Consider the following 16,417-nt stretch of genomic DNA (forward strand, 5'->3'; position numbering starts at 1 on the left):
GGCGGGGCGTGGGGGGGGGTGTGGTGGGGCGTGGGGAGCGTGCGGGGCTTGCGGGGCGTGGGGACGTGTGTGCGTGGGGGCCGGGCCGGGTCAGTCCGCGAGGTCGTCGAGGTCCTCCAGGAGCCGGGCGGTGTCCAGGCCGGTCCGCAGATACTCCACGAACAGCCGGTTGTGCAGCGCCCAGGGGCCGCGGCGGGCCCGGATCATCCGGATCGCCTCGTCGACGCCGTGCCCGGCCCGGACCAGCGCCTGGGCGACCACCAGGCCCGAGCGGTTGTAGCCGTGGTAGCAGCGGACGAGGACCCGGCGGCCGTCCTCCAGGGCGTCGTCCGCCGTCTGCGCGAGCCGTATCACCCCCGCGATCTGCGTCCCGTCCAGCGGCCCGTCCGGAATCGCCCACACATGGTGCTCGACCCCCGCGTCCGGCCCGTGTCCAGGCAGCCGCAGCAGGCTCAGCACCACCTCGAACTCGTCCCTGACGACCGCGAACTCCCGCCGCCCGGAACGCCCCGCGAACTCGTGGCCGCCCATCCACAGGCCGGGCACGATCTCGCTCCACGGAACATCCGGGGCGGGAACCTCGGGCTGCATACCGCGGGTCCGCACCGGCGCCTCCCACCGAGTCCCAACTGCTCACCAAGGTAGCCGGGTTCTTGCCCCCGGAGCACCCCGCCTGTTCCCATGGTCATGGGGTGAAGGCGCACGGGGGCATGGGGTGAGGGTGCATGGACGGACTGCGCGTCGTACCGACCCGGCGGCACGGCCGGGAACGCCTCTACGTCTGCGGCGCCGACGGCAGGAACGTGGCCTGGTACGACCGCGGGACCGGCCGCGTCGCCCTGCTCGGCGAGGACCGCAGGCAGGACGTCCTCCAGGCGCTCGCCCCGTTCCTGACCGGCCCGGTCACCGTCGGACCGCCGCCCGTCCCCACCCCCGCCGAGCTGGCACGGCTCTCCCTCCACCCGGACGACGACCTGGCGCCGAACCGCCCCGGCGAGGCCCTGCTGATCGCCCTGGACCGCGACCCCGCGCCCGCGCACCGGCTGCGCCCCGACCCGCGCCGGCGGGCGCTGGCCGCGGAGCAGACAGTGGGGGAGGCGCTGGACCGCCTGGAGGACGCGGGCTGGCGCACCCTGCACTCGCTGTCGCTGCCCGGTGGGGACCGCGTCCACCACCTGGTGATCGGCCCGGGCGGCCTCTTCGCCGTGCACGCGCTGCCCGCCCGCAGGCAGCGGGTCCGGGTGGCCGACCCGGAGGTCACGGTCGGCCGGGGCGGCCCCCGCCCGCTGCTGCGCCGGATGCGCGCCGACGCGGACCGGGCGTCGTACGCCCTCACCGCCGAGGTGCGCCCCCTCCTGGTGGTGACGGAACCAGCCCGCCTGGAGGTCGGGCCTCGGCCCCGCGGGGTCCGGGTCCTGACGGACGCCGACCTGCCCGGCCTGGCCCGCCTGGGCGGCATTCTCAAACCGGCCGAGGTGGAGGCCCTGTACGCGACGGCCCGCGACCGGCACACCTGGGGGAGGGTCTGACTGGGGCTGGGGCTGGGGCTGGGGCTGGGGCTGGGGGTAGGGCCGGGGCCGGAAACGTCGGGTGAGGCCGCCGGGACTGGCGGGGTCAGGTAGGTGCCGGGGGTAGCGGTCGGGCGGGGTCATGTAGGCGGCGGGGGGTAGTGGCCGGGCGGGGTCAGGCGGGCGCCGGGGGCAGCGGCCGGGCCACGGCGGGATCGAACAGCGGTGCCATCAGATCCCCGTACGCCTGGATACGGGGCGCCATGTCCGGAGCCCGGAGGACCAGGGCGTCCGGGGCCTCGCAGTCCGCCACCTCCTCCCAGGTCACCGGCGCGGACACGGTCGGCTCGGCCCGGGCCCGCAGGGTGTAGGGCGCGGCCGTGGTCTTGCGGGCCGCGTTCTGGCTCCAGTCCACGAAGACCTTCCCCGGACGCAGGCTCCGCGTCATCCGGTGCAGCACCAGACGCGGCATGCCCCGCTCCGCCTCCATGGCGAGCTGCTTGGCGTAGTCGGTCGTCCGCTGCGAGGGGGTGGGCTCCACCGGCGCCAGCAGATGAAGCCCCTTGGAACCGGACGTCTTCGCGTACGCCTGGATCCCGTCCGCCGCGAGCCGCTCCCGCAGCCACAGGGCCACCCGGCAGCACTCCACGACGGTGGCGGGCGGACCGGGGTCCAGATCGAACACCAGCCGGTCCGCCACATCGGGGCTGTCCGCCTGCCACTGCGGGGTGTGGAACTCGGTGACCAGGTTGGCCGCCCACATCAGGCTCGGCAGGTCCTGGACCAGCACCATGCGCGCGGGACCCTCCGCGCGCGGCACCTCGGCCGTGGTGACCCAGTCGGGCGTACCCGGCGGCACGTTCTTGACGAAGAAGGTCTGCCCTTCGGGTCCGTCCGGATAGCGCAGGAAGGACAGCGGGCGGTCGTGCAGATGGGGCAGCAGCACCTCCGCGGTGACCGCGTAGTAGTGCAGCAGCTCGCCCTTGGTGAAGCCGGTCGCGGGATGGAGCACCTTGTCCAGATTGCTGAGCGCGAGCCGCCGCCCCTCCACCTCGGTGATCGGCGTCATACGATGAGAATCCCATGGAATCACCTGTTGTCCCGTTATCTGGTGAAACCGTCATCAAGTGAACCGGTCATCAAGTGAACCGGTCATCAAGTGAACCCGTTGTCGAGCGAACCCGTTGTCGAGCGAAGAGGTGCGGCGCGTGCGATCCATCTGGAACGGGGCCATCTCGTTCGGCCTGGTCACCATCCCCGTCAAGCTGATGAACGCCACGGAGAACCACTCGATCTCCTTCCGCCAGATCCATCTGGAGGACGGGGGCCGCATCCGCTACCGGAAGTTCTGCGAGCTGGACGACCACGAGGTGGCGTCCTCGGAGATCGGCAAGGGCTACGAGGACGCGGACGGCTCCGTCGTACCGATCACGGACGAGGACCTCGCGCAGCTGCCCCTCCCCACCGCGAGGACCATCGAGATCGTGGCCTTCGTACCGGACGACCGGATCGACCCGCTCCAGATGGACTCGGCCTACTACCTGTCGGCGAACGGCACCCCGGCCGCCAAGCCCTACGCCCTGCTGCGGGAGGCCCTCCGGCGCAGTGGCAAGGTGGCCGTCGCGAAGTTCGCGCTACGGGGCCGGGAGCGGCTGGCCATGCTGCGCACCGTCGACGACGTGCTCGCCCTGCACGCGCTGCTGTGGCCGGACGAGATCAGGGAGCCGGAGGACATGGCGCCGGGCACCGACGTCTCCATCCGCGACAAGGAACTGGACCTGGCGGACACCTTGATGGACACGCTGGGGGAAGTCGACCTGGACGAACTGCACGACGAGTACCGCGCGGCGGTGGAGGAGCTGATCGCCGCGAAGGCCGAGGGCAAGGAGCCCCCGCCGCTCCCCGAGCCCGACGAGGGCGGCAAGGTCCTGGACCTGATGGCGGCCCTGGAGAAGAGCGTGCGTGCCGCCCGGCAGTCCCGGGGCGGCGAACCGGACCGGGAGGCAGAGGTGAGACAGCTCCCGGCCAGGAAGCCGGCCCGTACGACACCGAAGGAGGTCGGCGGCAAGAAGTCCACATCGACGAGGAAGACCACGGCGCCGACAAAGAGGGCAACGGCCGGAAAAGCAAGCACCAGCAAAGCAACCGCCGACGTACCGACCGCCGACAGCCGAACCACGAAGAAGGCGACCGCGAAGAAGGAGACCGCGAAGAAAACGACTGGGAAGAAAACGTCCACGAAGCAGACAGCGGCGAAGAAGACAGCAGGAGCGAAGAAAACAGCCGCCCGGAAGCCGACAGCCGCCCGAAAGCAGACAAGCTGAGCCCCCCCGCTCGCGCCCCGCCCCCTCTCCTCTACGCCCTCTCCCGCACCCTTCGCAGGGCGAGGACGGCATTGTGCCCGCCGAAGCCGAAGGAGTTGCTGAGCGCCAGATCCCCCGTGTCGGGCAACGGGCGAGGTGACCCCCGGACCACATCCAGACGGATGTCCGGGTCCTGGTCCCGTTCCGTACCGCCGATGGTCGGCGGAACAACCCCATGGCACAGAGTCAGCGCCGTGGCCACCGCCTCCACACCCCCCGCCGCCCCCTGAAGATGCCCCAGATGGCCCTTGAGCGCCGTGACCGGGACCCCGCCGCCCAGCACCGCCCGTACGGCGAGCGCCTCCGCCAGGTCGCCCTCGACGGTGGCCGTGGCATGCGCGTTGACATGGACGACATCCGAGGCCTGCGCCCCCGCGTCCCGCAGCGCCCGCCGCAGCGCGAGGGCGATCCCCTTGCCCGAAGGGTCCGGGGCCGCCATATGGTGGGCGTCGGCGGACAGCCCCCAGCCCGCGGCCTCGCAGTAGATCCGAGCACCCCGCGCCCGGGCGTGCTCCTCCGCCTCCAGCAGCAGAAATCCCGCGCCCTCACCGTTCACAAAGCCGTCGCGGTCCTTGGCGAAGGGGCGGGATGGGGAGACCTCGCCCACCCCGCGGGAGGACAGCGCACGCATCGCGGCGAACGCCGCCATGATCGCCGGGGTGACCACGGCCTCTGCGCCGCCCGCCACCACCACGTCCACATACCCGTACCGGATCCGGTCGACGGCCTGCCCGATCGCCTCCGTCCCCGACGCACACGCGCTCGTCACCGTACGGGCCTCCCCGGTGATCCCCAGGTCGAGCGAGATCTGCGAGGCGGCCTGGGACGGGACCGTCATGGGCGTGGTGAGCGGAGGGACGGCCCGCGGTCCCCGTTCCCGCAACGCGCGATCGGCGCTGACCAGCACCGACGCGTCGCCCAGGATCGAACCGACCGACACACCCACACGCGCCGGATCAAGTCCGGCCCCCTCGGCCCCGGCGGCATCGAACCCCGCGTCTTGCCACGCCTCCCGCGCCGCGAGCACACCGAACCGAGCGGCCCGGTTCATCCGCCGCGCCTGCGGCCGGGGCAGCAGCCCGGCGACATCCACCGGCACCACTCCGGCCACCCGGACCGGCAGCCCCGCGAACTCCTCTCCCGTCAACTCCCGTATCCCGCACCGCCCGTCCAGCAGTCCCTGCCACAACTCCGCCACCCCGACGCCCAACGGGGTCACTGCCCCCAGCCCGGTGACCACCACCCGCCGAGGCACCTCCCCGGCACCGACCGCCCTGCGATCCAGCGAAGCCGAAGAAGCCGATATGACCGAAGCCGGAGAAGACGAAGAAGACGAAGTAGCCAAAGACAAGGAGGAACCGAAGGAGGAGCCCATGCCGAACCGCCTGCTCTCTAAAACGGACCGGACCACCCGCCACACACATCACTACGCTCACTACGCGCACCACGGCACCGCGTATCAACGCACCCACGTCTCCACGGCACCGCCCGCAACCGCAGCAGCCCGGTAAGAACCATCTGTCCGCTTTCCGGCCCCGGTTAACCTCTCAGCGACCCGGCCGACCCCGAAAACCGGACAGCAGGCCACACGGCAGACCGCTCACTCACCCGAGGGTGTCAACGCGGGCGACGGGGAGGCGGGCGAGGGGGAGGCGGGCCCCTGAAGACCGGCTCCGTCACCCGGGACAGGAACCGGCACAGGCGCGGGCGCAGGCGTGGACGTAGGAACCACCGAGCGGAGAAGGGGTGGCACCTCTGGAGACGGAGAGCCGCCCGGGAGGGCCCGGTCCATGGGGCGCATCCCATGGTGGTCGTGCGACGCCTTCTTGGTGGGACTGGAGGTGGCGTTCTGCCCGTTCTCCCCGTCCTTCCCCTCCTTCCCGTCCGTCCCGTCCGTCCCGTCCCTGCCTTCCCTGCCGTCCGTCCCGTCCTGACCGTCCTGCCCGTCCTGGCCCTGGCTCCCGTCCTTGCCGTCCTTCCCGTCCTTGCCGTCTCTCCCGTCCCTGCCCTGCAAGCCAGCAGGACCGGCGGGCCCGGGCGGCCCGGAGGGGCCGACGTCGATCTCATGAGCCTGCAGATCGTCGATCTGCATCTGCTCGGAGATGAGCGCGACCGACTGCACGACGAGCGCGGCGATGAGTGCTCCGCCGAGCACGAGATGACGGCGCGGCCTTCGATAGGTTTCGTTCACGCTGATCACATAGCCCCTCACTCTGTGTGACGGCGTCACTATAAATGACAGACAGTCAGATAAGGTGGATTTCCCAACCCGTGAGCCGACCGCCGCCCCTGCGCCGCTACAGTGACGGGGGCAGGCGCGGGGGAGCTACCTCGGGGCAACGAGCATGTGTTCGGTGCCGAAGGTGGTGCCGGTATGGGTGTACATGGTGGTCTCACCGTCGGACCAGCGGACTACCAGGTCGTCCGGCCAGCCATTGGAGTCGTAGCTGCCCGCCGTCATCACGGAATCGTGGGACCAGATGCTGCCGGACGAAGCCATCTGAACCTCCTTGCCGATACCGCCGGGGCCGGTCTCCTGGAACTGGGAGACCCTTCCATCGGACCAGCGCACCAAGGTGTCCCAGTTGTCGCCGCCGGTGAAATCGCCCGCGGTCACCAGGGTGGCGTCCTGCCAGGCGCTCTTCGGCTTCATCAGCTGGTGTTCGGTGCCGAAGCCCTTGTCGCCGACGGCGGTGTAGTCGGTGACTTCACCGTCACTCCAGCGCACCAGCAGGTCGCTCACATACTTCGCGGTTCCGAAACTGCCCCCGGTGATCTGGTCGGCGTGGCTCCAGATGGATCCGGCGCCGGCCAGCTTGATCCCGCCGTCCACGCCCCGGGTGCCGACGTCCGGGAGGAGTCTGACCTCGCCGGAGTCGAACACAACCAGCAGGTCCGAGCCGTTGCCGCCGGAGAAGTCCCCGTCGGTGAGGGACTTGGCGTCCTTCCAGATGCCGTGGGGTGCGGCCAGCTGGCGCTCGCCGGTGAAGCCGCCGTTGCCGTCGCCGGTGTACAGGGTGACCTCGCCGTCGGTCCATACCACGATCAGATCGCCCTTGCCGTCACCGGTGTACTCACCCGAGGCCAGCAACTTGGCATGCGACCAGGTCTCCCCGCCGCCCATGGAGTACGGCAGCGGCGGCTGGTCGTAGGAGCTGCCGTGCGAGACGTGCTGGTTCCTCTTCGCCTCGTCGTACAGGCGGAAGAACCAGTCACCGTGCATGGGGCTGTACGTGAGCCAGTCCACGTCTGCGTCGTTGCCGCCGCCGTTGTACCCGCCGACGTTGCCGATGATTTCACCGGTGCCCTTCGCCCAGTCCACCTGGGAGAACCAGGGACCGCCGGAGACACCGCCCCACATGCCACGGCACTTGGCCTGGATCTGGTAGAAGCCGGGCAGAGCCTCCGTCTGCGTAGGACACCGGACGGGATGGTCCTCGGGGTCGTGGCTGGAGGGGTAGCCCAGCATTGTGACCTTGTTCAGATAACCCGGCGTGCGCACCAACGTGTTCGCGCCCACCACGTCCTGCGCCTGCTTGCCGCTTTTGGCGGGCTCAAGCCGGCCGAAGGCGAAGTCCAGGTCGGAGATGGGCTTCTTGGTGTTGTGCACATACCGGTCGTCGACGAACCAGTCGGAGATCCGGTAGAAGCCGAGCGTCTGCTTGTCCAGCGTGTTCTCGGCGGCGTACAGGGGAACGAAGACGGCCTTGCCTCCGGAGCAGTGACCTGCGGTCAGGATCAGATTGTGTCCGGGGCTCGCCACCACGCTGGCGGAGCACTTGTGCGCGTGCATCTGTTCGGTGGTCGGGTCCGCGCTGTAGGTGAAGATCGTCCCGACGGACTTCAGACCGAGGATGTGCTCCGCCGTCGGCATGTCCGCTGCCACTGACGGACCGGCTGAAGCCGCCCGCCGCAAACGCACCTTGGTGCTCGGGTCGCCCTGCTGCACGGGCAGTGCCGGGTCGGTGGCCGAGGCCATGCGTTCAGGCGTCCAGAAGCGGATGGCGTCCGCGTCCGACCAGTCGCCGTCGCCGCTCTGTGTCCCGGTGGCTCCACCACCGCTCGCCGACGGGGAGGCCGGGGCTTCCCCTGTGGCGTTCTCCAGCGCGGGGCCGGCGGGAAGCGAAGGCGCCGGAACCGAGGACGGTGCGGCGGTTGGCGCCGTCGTCGCAGACAGGCGGGGCGCTGGTGTGCCGTCCTGGGTCTGGGCTTGGGCGAGTACGGCCCCGCCCGTCAGGGACAGAGCAGTACCGGCCGCGAGGACCGCAAGACGCACTATTCGTCTGTGTGAGGTATGCAAGGAATGCTTTCTGGGTCATGGAACAACTGCTTCCGGACCGAAAGGCCCGAGGAAGCAAGGGGAGAAGAAAAGAGAAGAGCGAAGGAAGGCCAGGAGCGGGCTGCGGCCGTCGGGCTTGCCCCTACAGCAGGGCTGTCCGCTACTCGGAGGGCTCGGCCTTCTGTGAGCGGCGGCGTCGCACCGCGAACACACCACCGGAGGCCAGGGCCAGTCCCACGGCGACGACTCCACCGGTGACAGCCCAGGAGGGGTGGTCATCCGTGATGGGCTGACCGACGACGGTGACGTGCTGTCGGGTGGTCTGCTGTCCATGGTGGCTGACCACGGTCACCGTGTAGCGCCCGTCGGGGACGTCGTCTCGCAGCCGTGCGTGGCCCGCGTAGACTGTGCCGCCGTCGTCGCACTTGCAGCCGGGGTCGTCCGGGCTGCCTGTCATGATGGTCAACGGCCCTTTGAGGATGGGCGAGGTGACAGTCAGGGAGTCTTCCCCCGGTGCGGCCCGCAGATCGGTCAGGACCACCCGGACGTCACTGCCCGGCCGCAGGGAGGCGGGCTTGTCGCTGCCGGGGAACGCGTCTCTGGGGCCGATGACGAACCGGCCGATCTGCGCTGAGTCCTCGGCCGCGACCTTGAGTTGCGTGGTGGCGACGGTACGACCATGACTCGTCGCAGTGACCGGATAGGTGCCAGGGCGAAGCCCCGAGCGGACGCGGTGCTCTGTTCCCGGCCCGTCCACCTGGGCCGACTGCGTCGATCCCTCCTTCACGGGAATCAGAGTGATCGGCTCCTGCAAGGCCGGGGAAGCGACCTCCACCTTGTCCCACCCCGCCGGCATTCCCTCAACGCTGAACCAGAGCGTGTCACCCACCTCCAGGGTGGTGCCCTGAGGCACGTGGTACGCCAGGCGGACCCTCGCCGACGAGCCGCTGCCGGAAGCCGGGCCGACATCCTCGGCCGATGCCGATGCCGATGCCGATGCCGATGCCGATGCCGATGCCGATGCCGATGCCGCTGCCACCCCACCCAGCAAGGCCGCCACGGCAAGCCCCGCGGCACCCACAGCCCCCACCGCATTGCGGAACAACGATTCCCCCTTGGCCACAGATGGCCGACTGGCTCCATCGCATCCATCAGTCGCCCAAGAAGATGGCGCGAGAGGGAAGTTGGTTGCCACGGTGGGCCCGTCGATCGCGGCTCGGCCCGGCCCGGGCCGAGCCGCCTCGTGACGGTGCAGCTTTCGGACCGATCAGACGGTGTCGATCTGCCAGGCGATCACGCCGGTCGAGCCCTTGGCGCCATCGACATCGATACGTACTTGACGGTGCGCGGTGATGCGTTGCTGCACGATTGTCTGATCGCACGGCACTGTGGACTTGGAGCCAGCGTTCGCCGGCGTCAGTGTCAACTGCGCGCTGCCGCTTCCCGCACACGCCAGGATGAGCCTGTATGTCCTGCCCTGGCTCAGGGTGGGCTCTGTATGGATGCCGTCGGTCACGCGTTCCGCGCCACCCTCGACCAGCGTGCCGCTGTGCACGGCGCCCAAGGCCGCCTGTGCCTGGTTTTTGAGCTTCTCTTCCTGTGCCTTGGCGGCAGCCTGAGATGCGCTTGCCGTGGGAGCAGAGGTAGTGGAGTGTGCGGTCTTACCGTCACCAGCACCGGAAGTGCAGGAAGCAAGCAGCAGTACCGACGCCACGGCAGTGCATCCAGCGAACAGAGTTCGCGCTCCCGATTGGGTCATGAGGCCGTTTCCCAATACTTCCAGCCGGTCTCGGACGTGGGCAGCGTCGCTGATCCGTGACCGATCTCGACGCCACCACAGTTCGCGCCACCGCCGGAACGGTACTTCTTCCAGGTCACTTTGTAACCCCAAGAACCGTATTGCAGATGGCCGTACCTGTTCTTGGCAATGGTGCGAGAGTAGGTGTGTCCGGTGGTGACGGTCACACTACCGCCGATCTTGACGCTGACGCTGCCCTTGGCCTTCCAGATGACGCCGCCGATCTCATACTCGCCTGTACCCGTTACATCGGCAGAGATAGTGCCCCCCTTCGTCACCACCACGGTCATGGTGCCGCCCGGGCCGTCCTTGTATTTGGTTCCGTTCCACCACGAAGGAATGTGGATGGCCTGCTTTGACGTGATGCTGTACCAGGTGGACGGTGTGTCGCACATGGCTGGCACGTTGTCGCTGAGCGGCCGGCCTTCGGCGTCGTCCCAGCCGGCCCTGTCGTTCATGTCGGTCGTCTGACTGGCTGATATCGCTGCACTGTCGGACACCGAGCCGTTCGGCGTCACATTGTCGGCTGGTACCTCCTCGGCGGATGCGGTGCCCGCCGTGACGAGGCAAAGAAGCAATGCAGTGGCAGCGCTGGTCAGTGCGTGCCGTGAGCTGATGCCCATGTGACACCTTTTCTGGTGGACCGCCCCCCTGGCGATCAAGCACTTGGACACTATGTGCAGGGCATGTCCGCGACAGCTGAATGATGCATGTTCTGAGGAGAACTTGAGGATTCTTCGCGCTGCCTCACCCCCGCTGCTGGACGTAGTGGCAATACGGATCGAGCGCATCCGCTGCCACCCGGCACGCCTCTTCGGCATCGTCGGCGCGAAGGTGGGCGTCGGCGAGCACCATCGTGGCGAAGAAGTCGCTGCGGACGTGGCTGCCACTCATCGCATTCTTGGCGTGGGCTACGGCCTGGCGGGCGCCGTTCACATCGCGGAAGCAGTGCGCCGCTTCAGCGGCCAACTCGGCGGCGTCGAAGTACGTGATCCATTCCGACTCGTCATCCGCGTTCCGGCTCTCCAGCGCCCGAGTCGCTGCCGTGAGCGCCGCTTCGCACCCCCGCACGTCTCCGGTCAGCACACGACGTCCTCGAAAACGAAAGCGCTGCCGTCGAGGACCTCCAGCACCTGGTTCGCCACCCTTCCGACACGGTCGAAGCCGTACATCTCATCGCAACGAGACGCATCCGCTAAAGGCCTCGACGACAGTACTTGGGTGACGCTGAACCCCTTCTGATCCGTAGTTCTAGCCGGATCGGTCAGTGACGGCCATTCCGGCCGCGGGGTGGGCCCGGAGGGACGCCAACTGTGGATATCAGCGGAACAGCCCTGGCACCGGGCAGATCTCCAACGGTTCGTTCGGTCGGTCTGCCCAGCTCCACCAATATGCCCATCGGCACACCTCCACAGCGACCGACAGGTCCGCCGGCCGCCGTCTCGCGCGGAGAGCACCAGACCGCCGGACTCCATAGGGTGGCGACACTCTGGGCAAGCCGAGGCTCCGTTGGGCATGAGGCGCACCTTAACTGAGCGACCTCTTCGTCCCGAAGCAACTGGGTCGGAGATGCTGTCTTGGGCTGTTGCGCCTCACCTGCTCTGATGGTGCGCTGACGCACGCGGGTGTTCGCGGTTGTGCGCCGCGGTTCTCACGCAGTTGGACACTCAGCCCGGCCTTGCATTACGGAGCAGGCTTCTAAAGGCCCCGTAGCGCCTCGTACAGGTCGCCGTAGGCGGCCCAGCAGTCGATGCTGCCGTCGTCGTGCAGGCTGCCCATGTACCAGTCATCGTCATCGACAGGCTTCACGAGACACAGGCTGTGGAACCCGAGAACGATCTCCGGGCGTGACATCTCGTGGGCCTCGTCGACGCCGACCCATTTCACTGGCCGATCGAGATCCAGGGCGGCAGATTCTCGGTCCCCCGAGACATTGCGGATCTGCTGAAGAGTCCAACCGCAGGGGAGTCGTATGTCTGCCATCCATGAATGATTCCACTCGCCAGGTGAGGGTCGTCGCGGGCAGGGGTGGCTCGCGGGCGCTCACTTCTTCTTGCCCTGAGTCTCGCCGGGGATCTTGGCAACCTGCTTGGTTGCTGTTGAGGCGGTGGGTACGTGTGCCTGGTGGTCGTCTTTGGCCACTGCCGAGCCGCCTCGGATGGTCCAAGGCGGCCCAGCGTGGACGGTTCCAGCTCTGCAGGGATCGCCGACAGCCAACGGACCAAGGCTGAGTCCGACCCTTCGTGCTTGGCACTCTTGCTGGTCAGCGACCTGATTGGGCTGTCCGAGCTGGAGTGCCCCCGGCAGGTTTCGAACCTGCGCACACGGCTCCGGAGGGCGCTTAGCACTCAGACAAAGCAGCAGGTCCGAGGCACGTTCGCGATCGGGCGGACGTAATCTGTCCACGGGTCGTCCACGATTCCACAGCGTCGGCGTCAAACGGCACAGTGCTGTCGGAGGAGCATGCGGTACGGCTCAACGGCCTATCCGTCAGCCTGGCCCGAGGACTGGGGCGCGACTACAGCCTGCCCCGAGTCCTCCATGCCGTCGAGGAGCCGCCGGGCGAGGACGGCGAGCGTCTCTCCGTCCTGCGTAGCCCAGCGGGCGGTGCCCTGGTTTGCGACCGGACGACCTTCCCACTCGGCCAGCTCCCACATCCGTGCGATGAGACCGCTCGGCGAGTACGCGTTGCCGTCGGCGGCCCAGACGATCGGGCGCGCCCGATTGCTGTTGGTCCACTTCGCGAGTGCCCGGCGCGGGTTCGCGTCGAGCCATGCGGCGAGCGCGTCCTTCTCCGGCTGTAGGTACAGGGCCAGGTGCAGCGGTGCCCCCTCCTCCAGGGCGCCCTTGTCGACGATGACGTGCACGGCGTTGGGCCTGCGGCGCTTACGCGGCTTGTTCTCCTCGCGCCGGTACTGCGCGGCGGCGTCTTCGCTTCCGCCGCCTTCGAGGGCTGCCAGGGCCGCGGTCACGAGGTCGGCGGCCTGCCCCGGATCGGCGCACACCCGCTGGAGACTCGACCGGGTTCCCCCGCCGTCCAGAGCCTGTACGACCGCCGGGACAACACGCTTGACCAGGTCTGGCACCTGCTCCTTAGCCTCGGCGGCCCACGTGAGCGACTGGTCCGGCTCGCCCATGCCGGCGTCCTGGGCGAGGAGCTGCCGGAACACCAGGTGGGTGATGAGGAACGTGCCGTCGTCGATGACGGCGGCCGCGCGCCCGGCGTACTGTTCGCGTTCCGTACGCAGAGCCGTACGCACCGCCCGCAGGACGTTCACGGCGTTCCAGGTCTCATACACGTTGGGCACGGAGCGGAAGAGCGGGTCATAGATGCCGCTACCGCCCCGTTCCCACAGCACGTCGGTGGAGCCGGACGCGACGAGCCGGGCCGCGAACCGGCTGCCGCTGTGGGCGCAGGCGAGCGCGCATGCGGCTTCCACCACGGAGCAGCCCTCGTCGTCCTGGGGTTCAAGTTCGCTGCGGCGCACGCTGTACACGAGGCCCAGTTCGGCACGGAACTCGTCGATGAGCACCGCCTGGACGGGGTCGAGGGCGATGCGGTCACGCTCGGTAATGTGGTTCTGACGGTTAGTGGCCTGGGTGGTGCGGTTGGCGAACTCGGTGTCGCCGCCGGTGACGATGAACCGGACGGTGACCTGGGCGAGTCCGGCTTCCTCGGACTGCTGGGCGGCGTCGATGACGGAGCGTACGGTCTGTGCGCCGTTCACGACACTGGCGCCCTTGGCGGTGAGGCGGACGGGGTGGCGCTCGGGGAACTTCTGCGATCCGGGCACCGCTTCCAGGGAGTCGCACAGGACGGTGACTCCGTTGTTGAAGTACCAGAAGTGGGACGGCTCGCCGGTGAGGGTGTCCAGCAGCTCCTTGTTGATGGGGGTGAGCCCCAGCGGGTTGCGGATGTTGCGGACGAACAGCTCGTTGCCGTGGTCGGCCCAGGTCGCCACCTCTTCGGCCTGTACGACTCCCTCGTAGGAGAGGTAGGGCGAGGGCACGCTGAACCAGGGGTGAAGCGTCGCCGTCAGCGTGACGGGTTCACTTTGCTGGTCCTTCCGGACCAGAGCGTGGATCTCCTTGGCGTGCAGAAAGCGATGATCGACGTAGTCCCCGTGGGAGTTGAACTCCCCCTCGCCGTTCTTGATGACCTGCAGTACGCCCGGCGACGGGGGCTCTGTGCCCATGAGGACGATCACTTGCGTGATCTCGGTGGTTTTCTCACTGATGAGGTCGTGTGCCCGCTTGGCGAGGATCTGGCCGCGGGGGTTGAACTGAGCGGCCTCTCCGGAGTCGATGAGGGTCAGTCCCGCGAAGAGTTTGTGCACCGCGGTCTCGTCTGCCTTGGCCTTTCCGGTCGGGCTCCACTTGGCCTGTATGAGGTAGATGTGTGCGGCCGTCTCGTCTATGGCGATGGCGTCGATGCCCTGGTCCTGGCCGCCGTCGATGACGCAGTCGGCCGCCTGCTCCGGGGGCCACCCCGTCATGATGCGCACGGCGTGCGCGGCCAGGGCGCGGGAGCGGAAGGCGGGCTGGGTCTGCTCCGGCGGCCGGTTGCCGAAGTCACTGATGTCGATGAGGCCGGTGTACGTCTCGTCGAAGGCGCGCTCGACCTGGCGGACCTGGGTGGGGATGTCGGGCTGCTGGGGAGTGGCGTTCATGGGTTCCTGTCGGGCTGGCTGCGAGCGACGAAGTGGGCGCGGGAATGGCACGGAAGCGTCAGCTGAGGGAGTCCAGTACCACCTGGAAGCTCCTCTGCGCGTCGCCGAGGTGGTCCACGATCGACTGGGCTATCTCGCGCGGATCACCGAAGTCATCGGGCACGTCGGCAAGGTGCGCTTTCAGATCAAGGCTGGTAGTGCGGCTGTCCAGTATCTTGCGCACGTCGTCGCGGCCATATCGCTTGAAGCGCGACGATTCTGTGCGCCCCGCGCACCCCTCCTCTCCGGGCCGGTACGCGGCCAGAAACTCCGCAAAGTCCTCCTCCGTGAGCGGGTTCTCGGTGTCCGTGTGGTGCAGGTCGCGGGCGTCGTACACCCACAGCTCGTCGGTGGCCGGATCGCCGTTAGGGCGCAGGACGGACTTGGTGAAGAACAAGACGTTCGACTTGGAACCGGTGTCGTGGAACATGCCGGTCGGCAGCCGCAGCAGGGTATGCACGTCGCAGTTCCTCAGGAGCGCCCTGCGGATGGTGGCCGCCGCTCCACCGTGAAACAGCACACCGTCTGGGACGAAGACGGCGGCCCTGGCCCCCTGCGGGAGGGTGATGGCCAGATGCTGGAGGAAGTTGGCCGGGAGCGTGGCGTTCTGCGCCCAGAAGTCGTTCCGTTGCTCGGTGTTCGCCTCGACGTTGCTCTTGAACGGCGGGTTGCAGATGGCGACGGTGGCGGCCACGTCCCGCTCGTACCGGCGCACCAGGCGTTCCTTCGTATCAAGCGAGTCCGCGCGCAGTATCGGCGGTACGTCGTGGAACTGACGGCCGGTGTTGAGGAGCACGTTCATCGTCGCCAGGCGGCACATCTGTACGTCGATGTCCGCTCCCGCGATGGCGGCGGCGTCGACGCGGCCCCCCTGTGCGGCCATCTCACGGTGGGCGGCGATGAGACTGGTGCCGACCCCGACGGCCGCGTCGACCACCCGGTCCCGGGGGGTGAGAGCGAGCGCCTTGGCTATGACGGTGAGCAGGTGAGGGGGGGTGAGGAACTGGCCCGTCTCCCGCTTGGCCCGGATGTCGTCCCGGCAGTCGGCTATCAACAGGGAGAACGCGGAGCCGAGTTCGTCCCGGGGCACGTCCGACCACCGGTATGGGTCGAACTCCTCGACGATTAGCCGACCGAGATCCGCCATCTTGTCGGCCGGCCAGGGGCGCGAGTCGTGGAAGAGGACACTTGCGATGGCCCGGCGGGGATCCTGCGGGTTCGGCTTGCCGAGTTCGGCCATCAGCCCGGTCAGGGCACGGTGCAGATCCTCACCGCCGGCAAGCACGAGGCTCGGCCAGCTGCCCGCCGGCGCGGTCGGTGGGCTCGCGAACATCCCCATCCGCTGGGCGCGCTCATGGTCGAGCTTGAGGAAGAGCAGATAGGCGATGTGCTCGGTGAACTCCAGCCGCGTCAGACCTTTGAGGCTCGGCTTCTGTTCGAAGAACCGCTGCCAGCGGCGGAATATCCCGTCTGCCGTCCAGTGTGCCTCCGGCCCTCTCGCCCCGAGAGTTTCGTGCTCCGTCGCCATGCCCCACCCGTTCTCGAACGTCCCTGTCCGAGTGGATACGCCGACGGGCCACCCCCCTGTTCCGGCAGCGTCGGAACCGGTGACGTAGCGCTCCGGGAACACATCAAAACCGGCCGATCGGGCCGCAGGCGATCAACTCCCTTACAGGGTAGGCGCAAGGTCGGCATCCGGGGTCCCGAGCAGTACTTTTTTAGGTTTGTCAGACCCTGCTCTCCTGCTGAGCCGGAATCCA

Annotated in this window: 13 protein-coding genes and 1 pseudogene; 3 read left to right on the plus strand and 11 right to left on the minus strand. The window is 68.5% G+C overall.

Annotated features, from left to right (window positions below; all coding sequences use genetic code 11):
• Positions 1-90: 90 nt before the first annotated feature.
• Positions 91-591, minus strand: a complete 501-nt coding sequence (locus tag ACIHAA_RS13945; protein ID WP_399816571.1) for a protein phosphatase — start codon at positions 589-591, stop codon at positions 91-93.
• Between the two features lie 134 nt (positions 592-725).
• Here ACIHAA_RS13945 and ACIHAA_RS13950 point away from each other — a divergent pair, with 134 nt between their 5' ends.
• Positions 726-1,529 (plus strand): nuclease-related domain-containing protein, encoded by an 804-nt coding sequence (locus ACIHAA_RS13950; RefSeq protein WP_399816573.1) that lies wholly within the window; start codon positions 726-728, stop codon positions 1,527-1,529.
• 154 nt (positions 1,530-1,683) lie between these two features.
• On the opposite strand, the gene ligD is transcribed toward ACIHAA_RS13950, so the two are convergent.
• Positions 1,684-2,577 carry a non-homologous end-joining DNA ligase gene (ligD, locus tag ACIHAA_RS13955; RefSeq protein WP_399816575.1) on the minus strand — a complete coding sequence of 298 codons (894 nt, stop codon included), beginning with the start codon at positions 2,575-2,577 and terminating at the stop codon, positions 1,684-1,686.
• Positions 2,578-2,716: 139 nt separating this feature from the next.
• Here ligD and ACIHAA_RS13960 point away from each other — a divergent pair, with 139 nt between their 5' ends.
• Positions 2,717-3,832, plus strand: coding sequence for a Ku protein (locus tag ACIHAA_RS13960; protein ID WP_399816577.1), 1,116 nt, complete (start codon positions 2,717-2,719; stop codon positions 3,830-3,832).
• Between the two features lie 31 nt (positions 3,833-3,863).
• On the opposite strand, the gene ACIHAA_RS13965 is transcribed toward ACIHAA_RS13960, so the two are convergent.
• A complete protein-coding gene (locus ACIHAA_RS13965) occupies positions 3,864-5,114 on the minus strand; it encodes a beta-ketoacyl-[acyl-carrier-protein] synthase family protein (protein WP_399816578.1) in 1,251 nt (416 codons plus the stop codon).
• A 61-nt stretch (positions 5,115-5,175) separates the two neighbouring features.
• On the opposite strand from ACIHAA_RS13965, the gene ACIHAA_RS13970 reads away from it, so the two are divergent.
• A complete protein-coding gene (locus ACIHAA_RS13970; protein WP_399816580.1) occupies positions 5,176-5,382 on the plus strand; it encodes a hypothetical protein in 207 nt (68 codons plus the stop codon).
• 89 nt (positions 5,383-5,471) lie between these two features.
• On the opposite strand, the gene ACIHAA_RS13975 is transcribed toward ACIHAA_RS13970, so the two are convergent.
• From ACIHAA_RS13975 to ACIHAA_RS14010, 8 genes and pseudogenes are all read right to left on the minus strand, one after another.
• The gene (locus ACIHAA_RS13975; RefSeq protein ID WP_399816582.1) at positions 5,472-6,071 is read right to left on the minus strand and encodes a hypothetical protein; all 600 of its coding nucleotides are present in this window, start codon (positions 6,069-6,071) and stop codon (positions 5,472-5,474) included.
• A 126-nt stretch (positions 6,072-6,197) separates the two neighbouring features.
• On the minus strand, positions 6,198-7,850 hold the full coding sequence (locus tag ACIHAA_RS13980; protein WP_399816584.1) for a trypsin-like serine peptidase: 1,653 nt from the start codon (positions 7,848-7,850) through the stop codon (positions 6,198-6,200).
• Between the two features lie 460 nt (positions 7,851-8,310).
• Complete coding sequence (locus ACIHAA_RS13985) at positions 8,311-9,273, minus strand: hypothetical protein (protein ID WP_399816586.1); 963 nt, start codon at positions 9,271-9,273, stop codon at positions 8,311-8,313.
• 144 nt (positions 9,274-9,417) lie between these two features.
• A complete protein-coding gene (locus ACIHAA_RS13990) occupies positions 9,418-9,864 on the minus strand; it encodes a hypothetical protein (RefSeq protein ID WP_399816588.1) in 447 nt (148 codons plus the stop codon).
• 41 nt (positions 9,865-9,905) lie between these two features.
• Entirely contained in the window at positions 9,906-10,571 is a 666-nt protein-coding gene (locus ACIHAA_RS13995; RefSeq protein WP_399816589.1) for a hypothetical protein, read from the minus strand.
• 157 nt (positions 10,572-10,728) lie between these two features.
• Positions 10,729-11,031, minus strand: a pseudogene (locus ACIHAA_RS14000) (hypothetical protein); the annotation flags it as partial.
• Between the two features lie 1,400 nt (positions 11,032-12,431).
• Positions 12,432-14,618, minus strand: a complete 2,187-nt coding sequence (locus tag ACIHAA_RS14005; RefSeq protein ID WP_399816591.1) for an AIPR family protein — start codon at positions 14,616-14,618, stop codon at positions 12,432-12,434.
• Between the two features lie 58 nt (positions 14,619-14,676).
• On the minus strand, positions 14,677-16,185 hold the full coding sequence (locus ACIHAA_RS14010) for an N-6 DNA methylase (RefSeq protein WP_399816593.1): 1,509 nt from the start codon (positions 16,183-16,185) through the stop codon (positions 14,677-14,679).
• Positions 16,186-16,417: the final 232 nt, after the last annotated feature.

The organism is Streptomyces sp. NPDC052040 (assembly GCF_044548405.1).
Taxonomy (GTDB): Bacteria; Actinomycetota; Actinomycetes; order Streptomycetales; family Streptomycetaceae; genus Streptomyces.

Coding starts and splice junctions, on each gene's coding strand:
- ACIHAA_RS13980 (WP_399816584.1), bottom strand. CDS start 7,850: ATGGCCTCGGCCACCGACCCGGCACTGCCCGTGCAGCAGGGCGACCCG.
- ACIHAA_RS14005 (WP_399816591.1), bottom strand. CDS start 14,618: ATGAACGCCACTCCCCAGCAGCCCGACATCCCCACCCAGGTCCGCCAG.
- ligD (WP_399816575.1), bottom strand. CDS start 2,577: ATGACGCCGATCACCGAGGTGGAGGGGCGGCGGCTCGCGCTCAGCAAT.
- ACIHAA_RS14010 (WP_399816593.1), bottom strand. CDS start 16,185: ATGGCGACGGAGCACGAAACTCTCGGGGCGAGAGGGCCGGAGGCACAC.
- ACIHAA_RS13970 (WP_399816580.1), top strand. CDS start 5,176: ATGACCGAAGCCGGAGAAGACGAAGAAGACGAAGTAGCCAAAGACAAG.
- ACIHAA_RS13995 (WP_399816589.1), bottom strand. CDS start 10,571: ATGGGCATCAGCTCACGGCACGCACTGACCAGCGCTGCCACTGCATTG.
- ACIHAA_RS13945 (WP_399816571.1), bottom strand. CDS start 591: ATGCAGCCCGAGGTTCCCGCCCCGGATGTTCCGTGGAGCGAGATCGTG.
- ACIHAA_RS13950 (WP_399816573.1), top strand. CDS start 726: ATGGACGGACTGCGCGTCGTACCGACCCGGCGGCACGGCCGGGAACGC.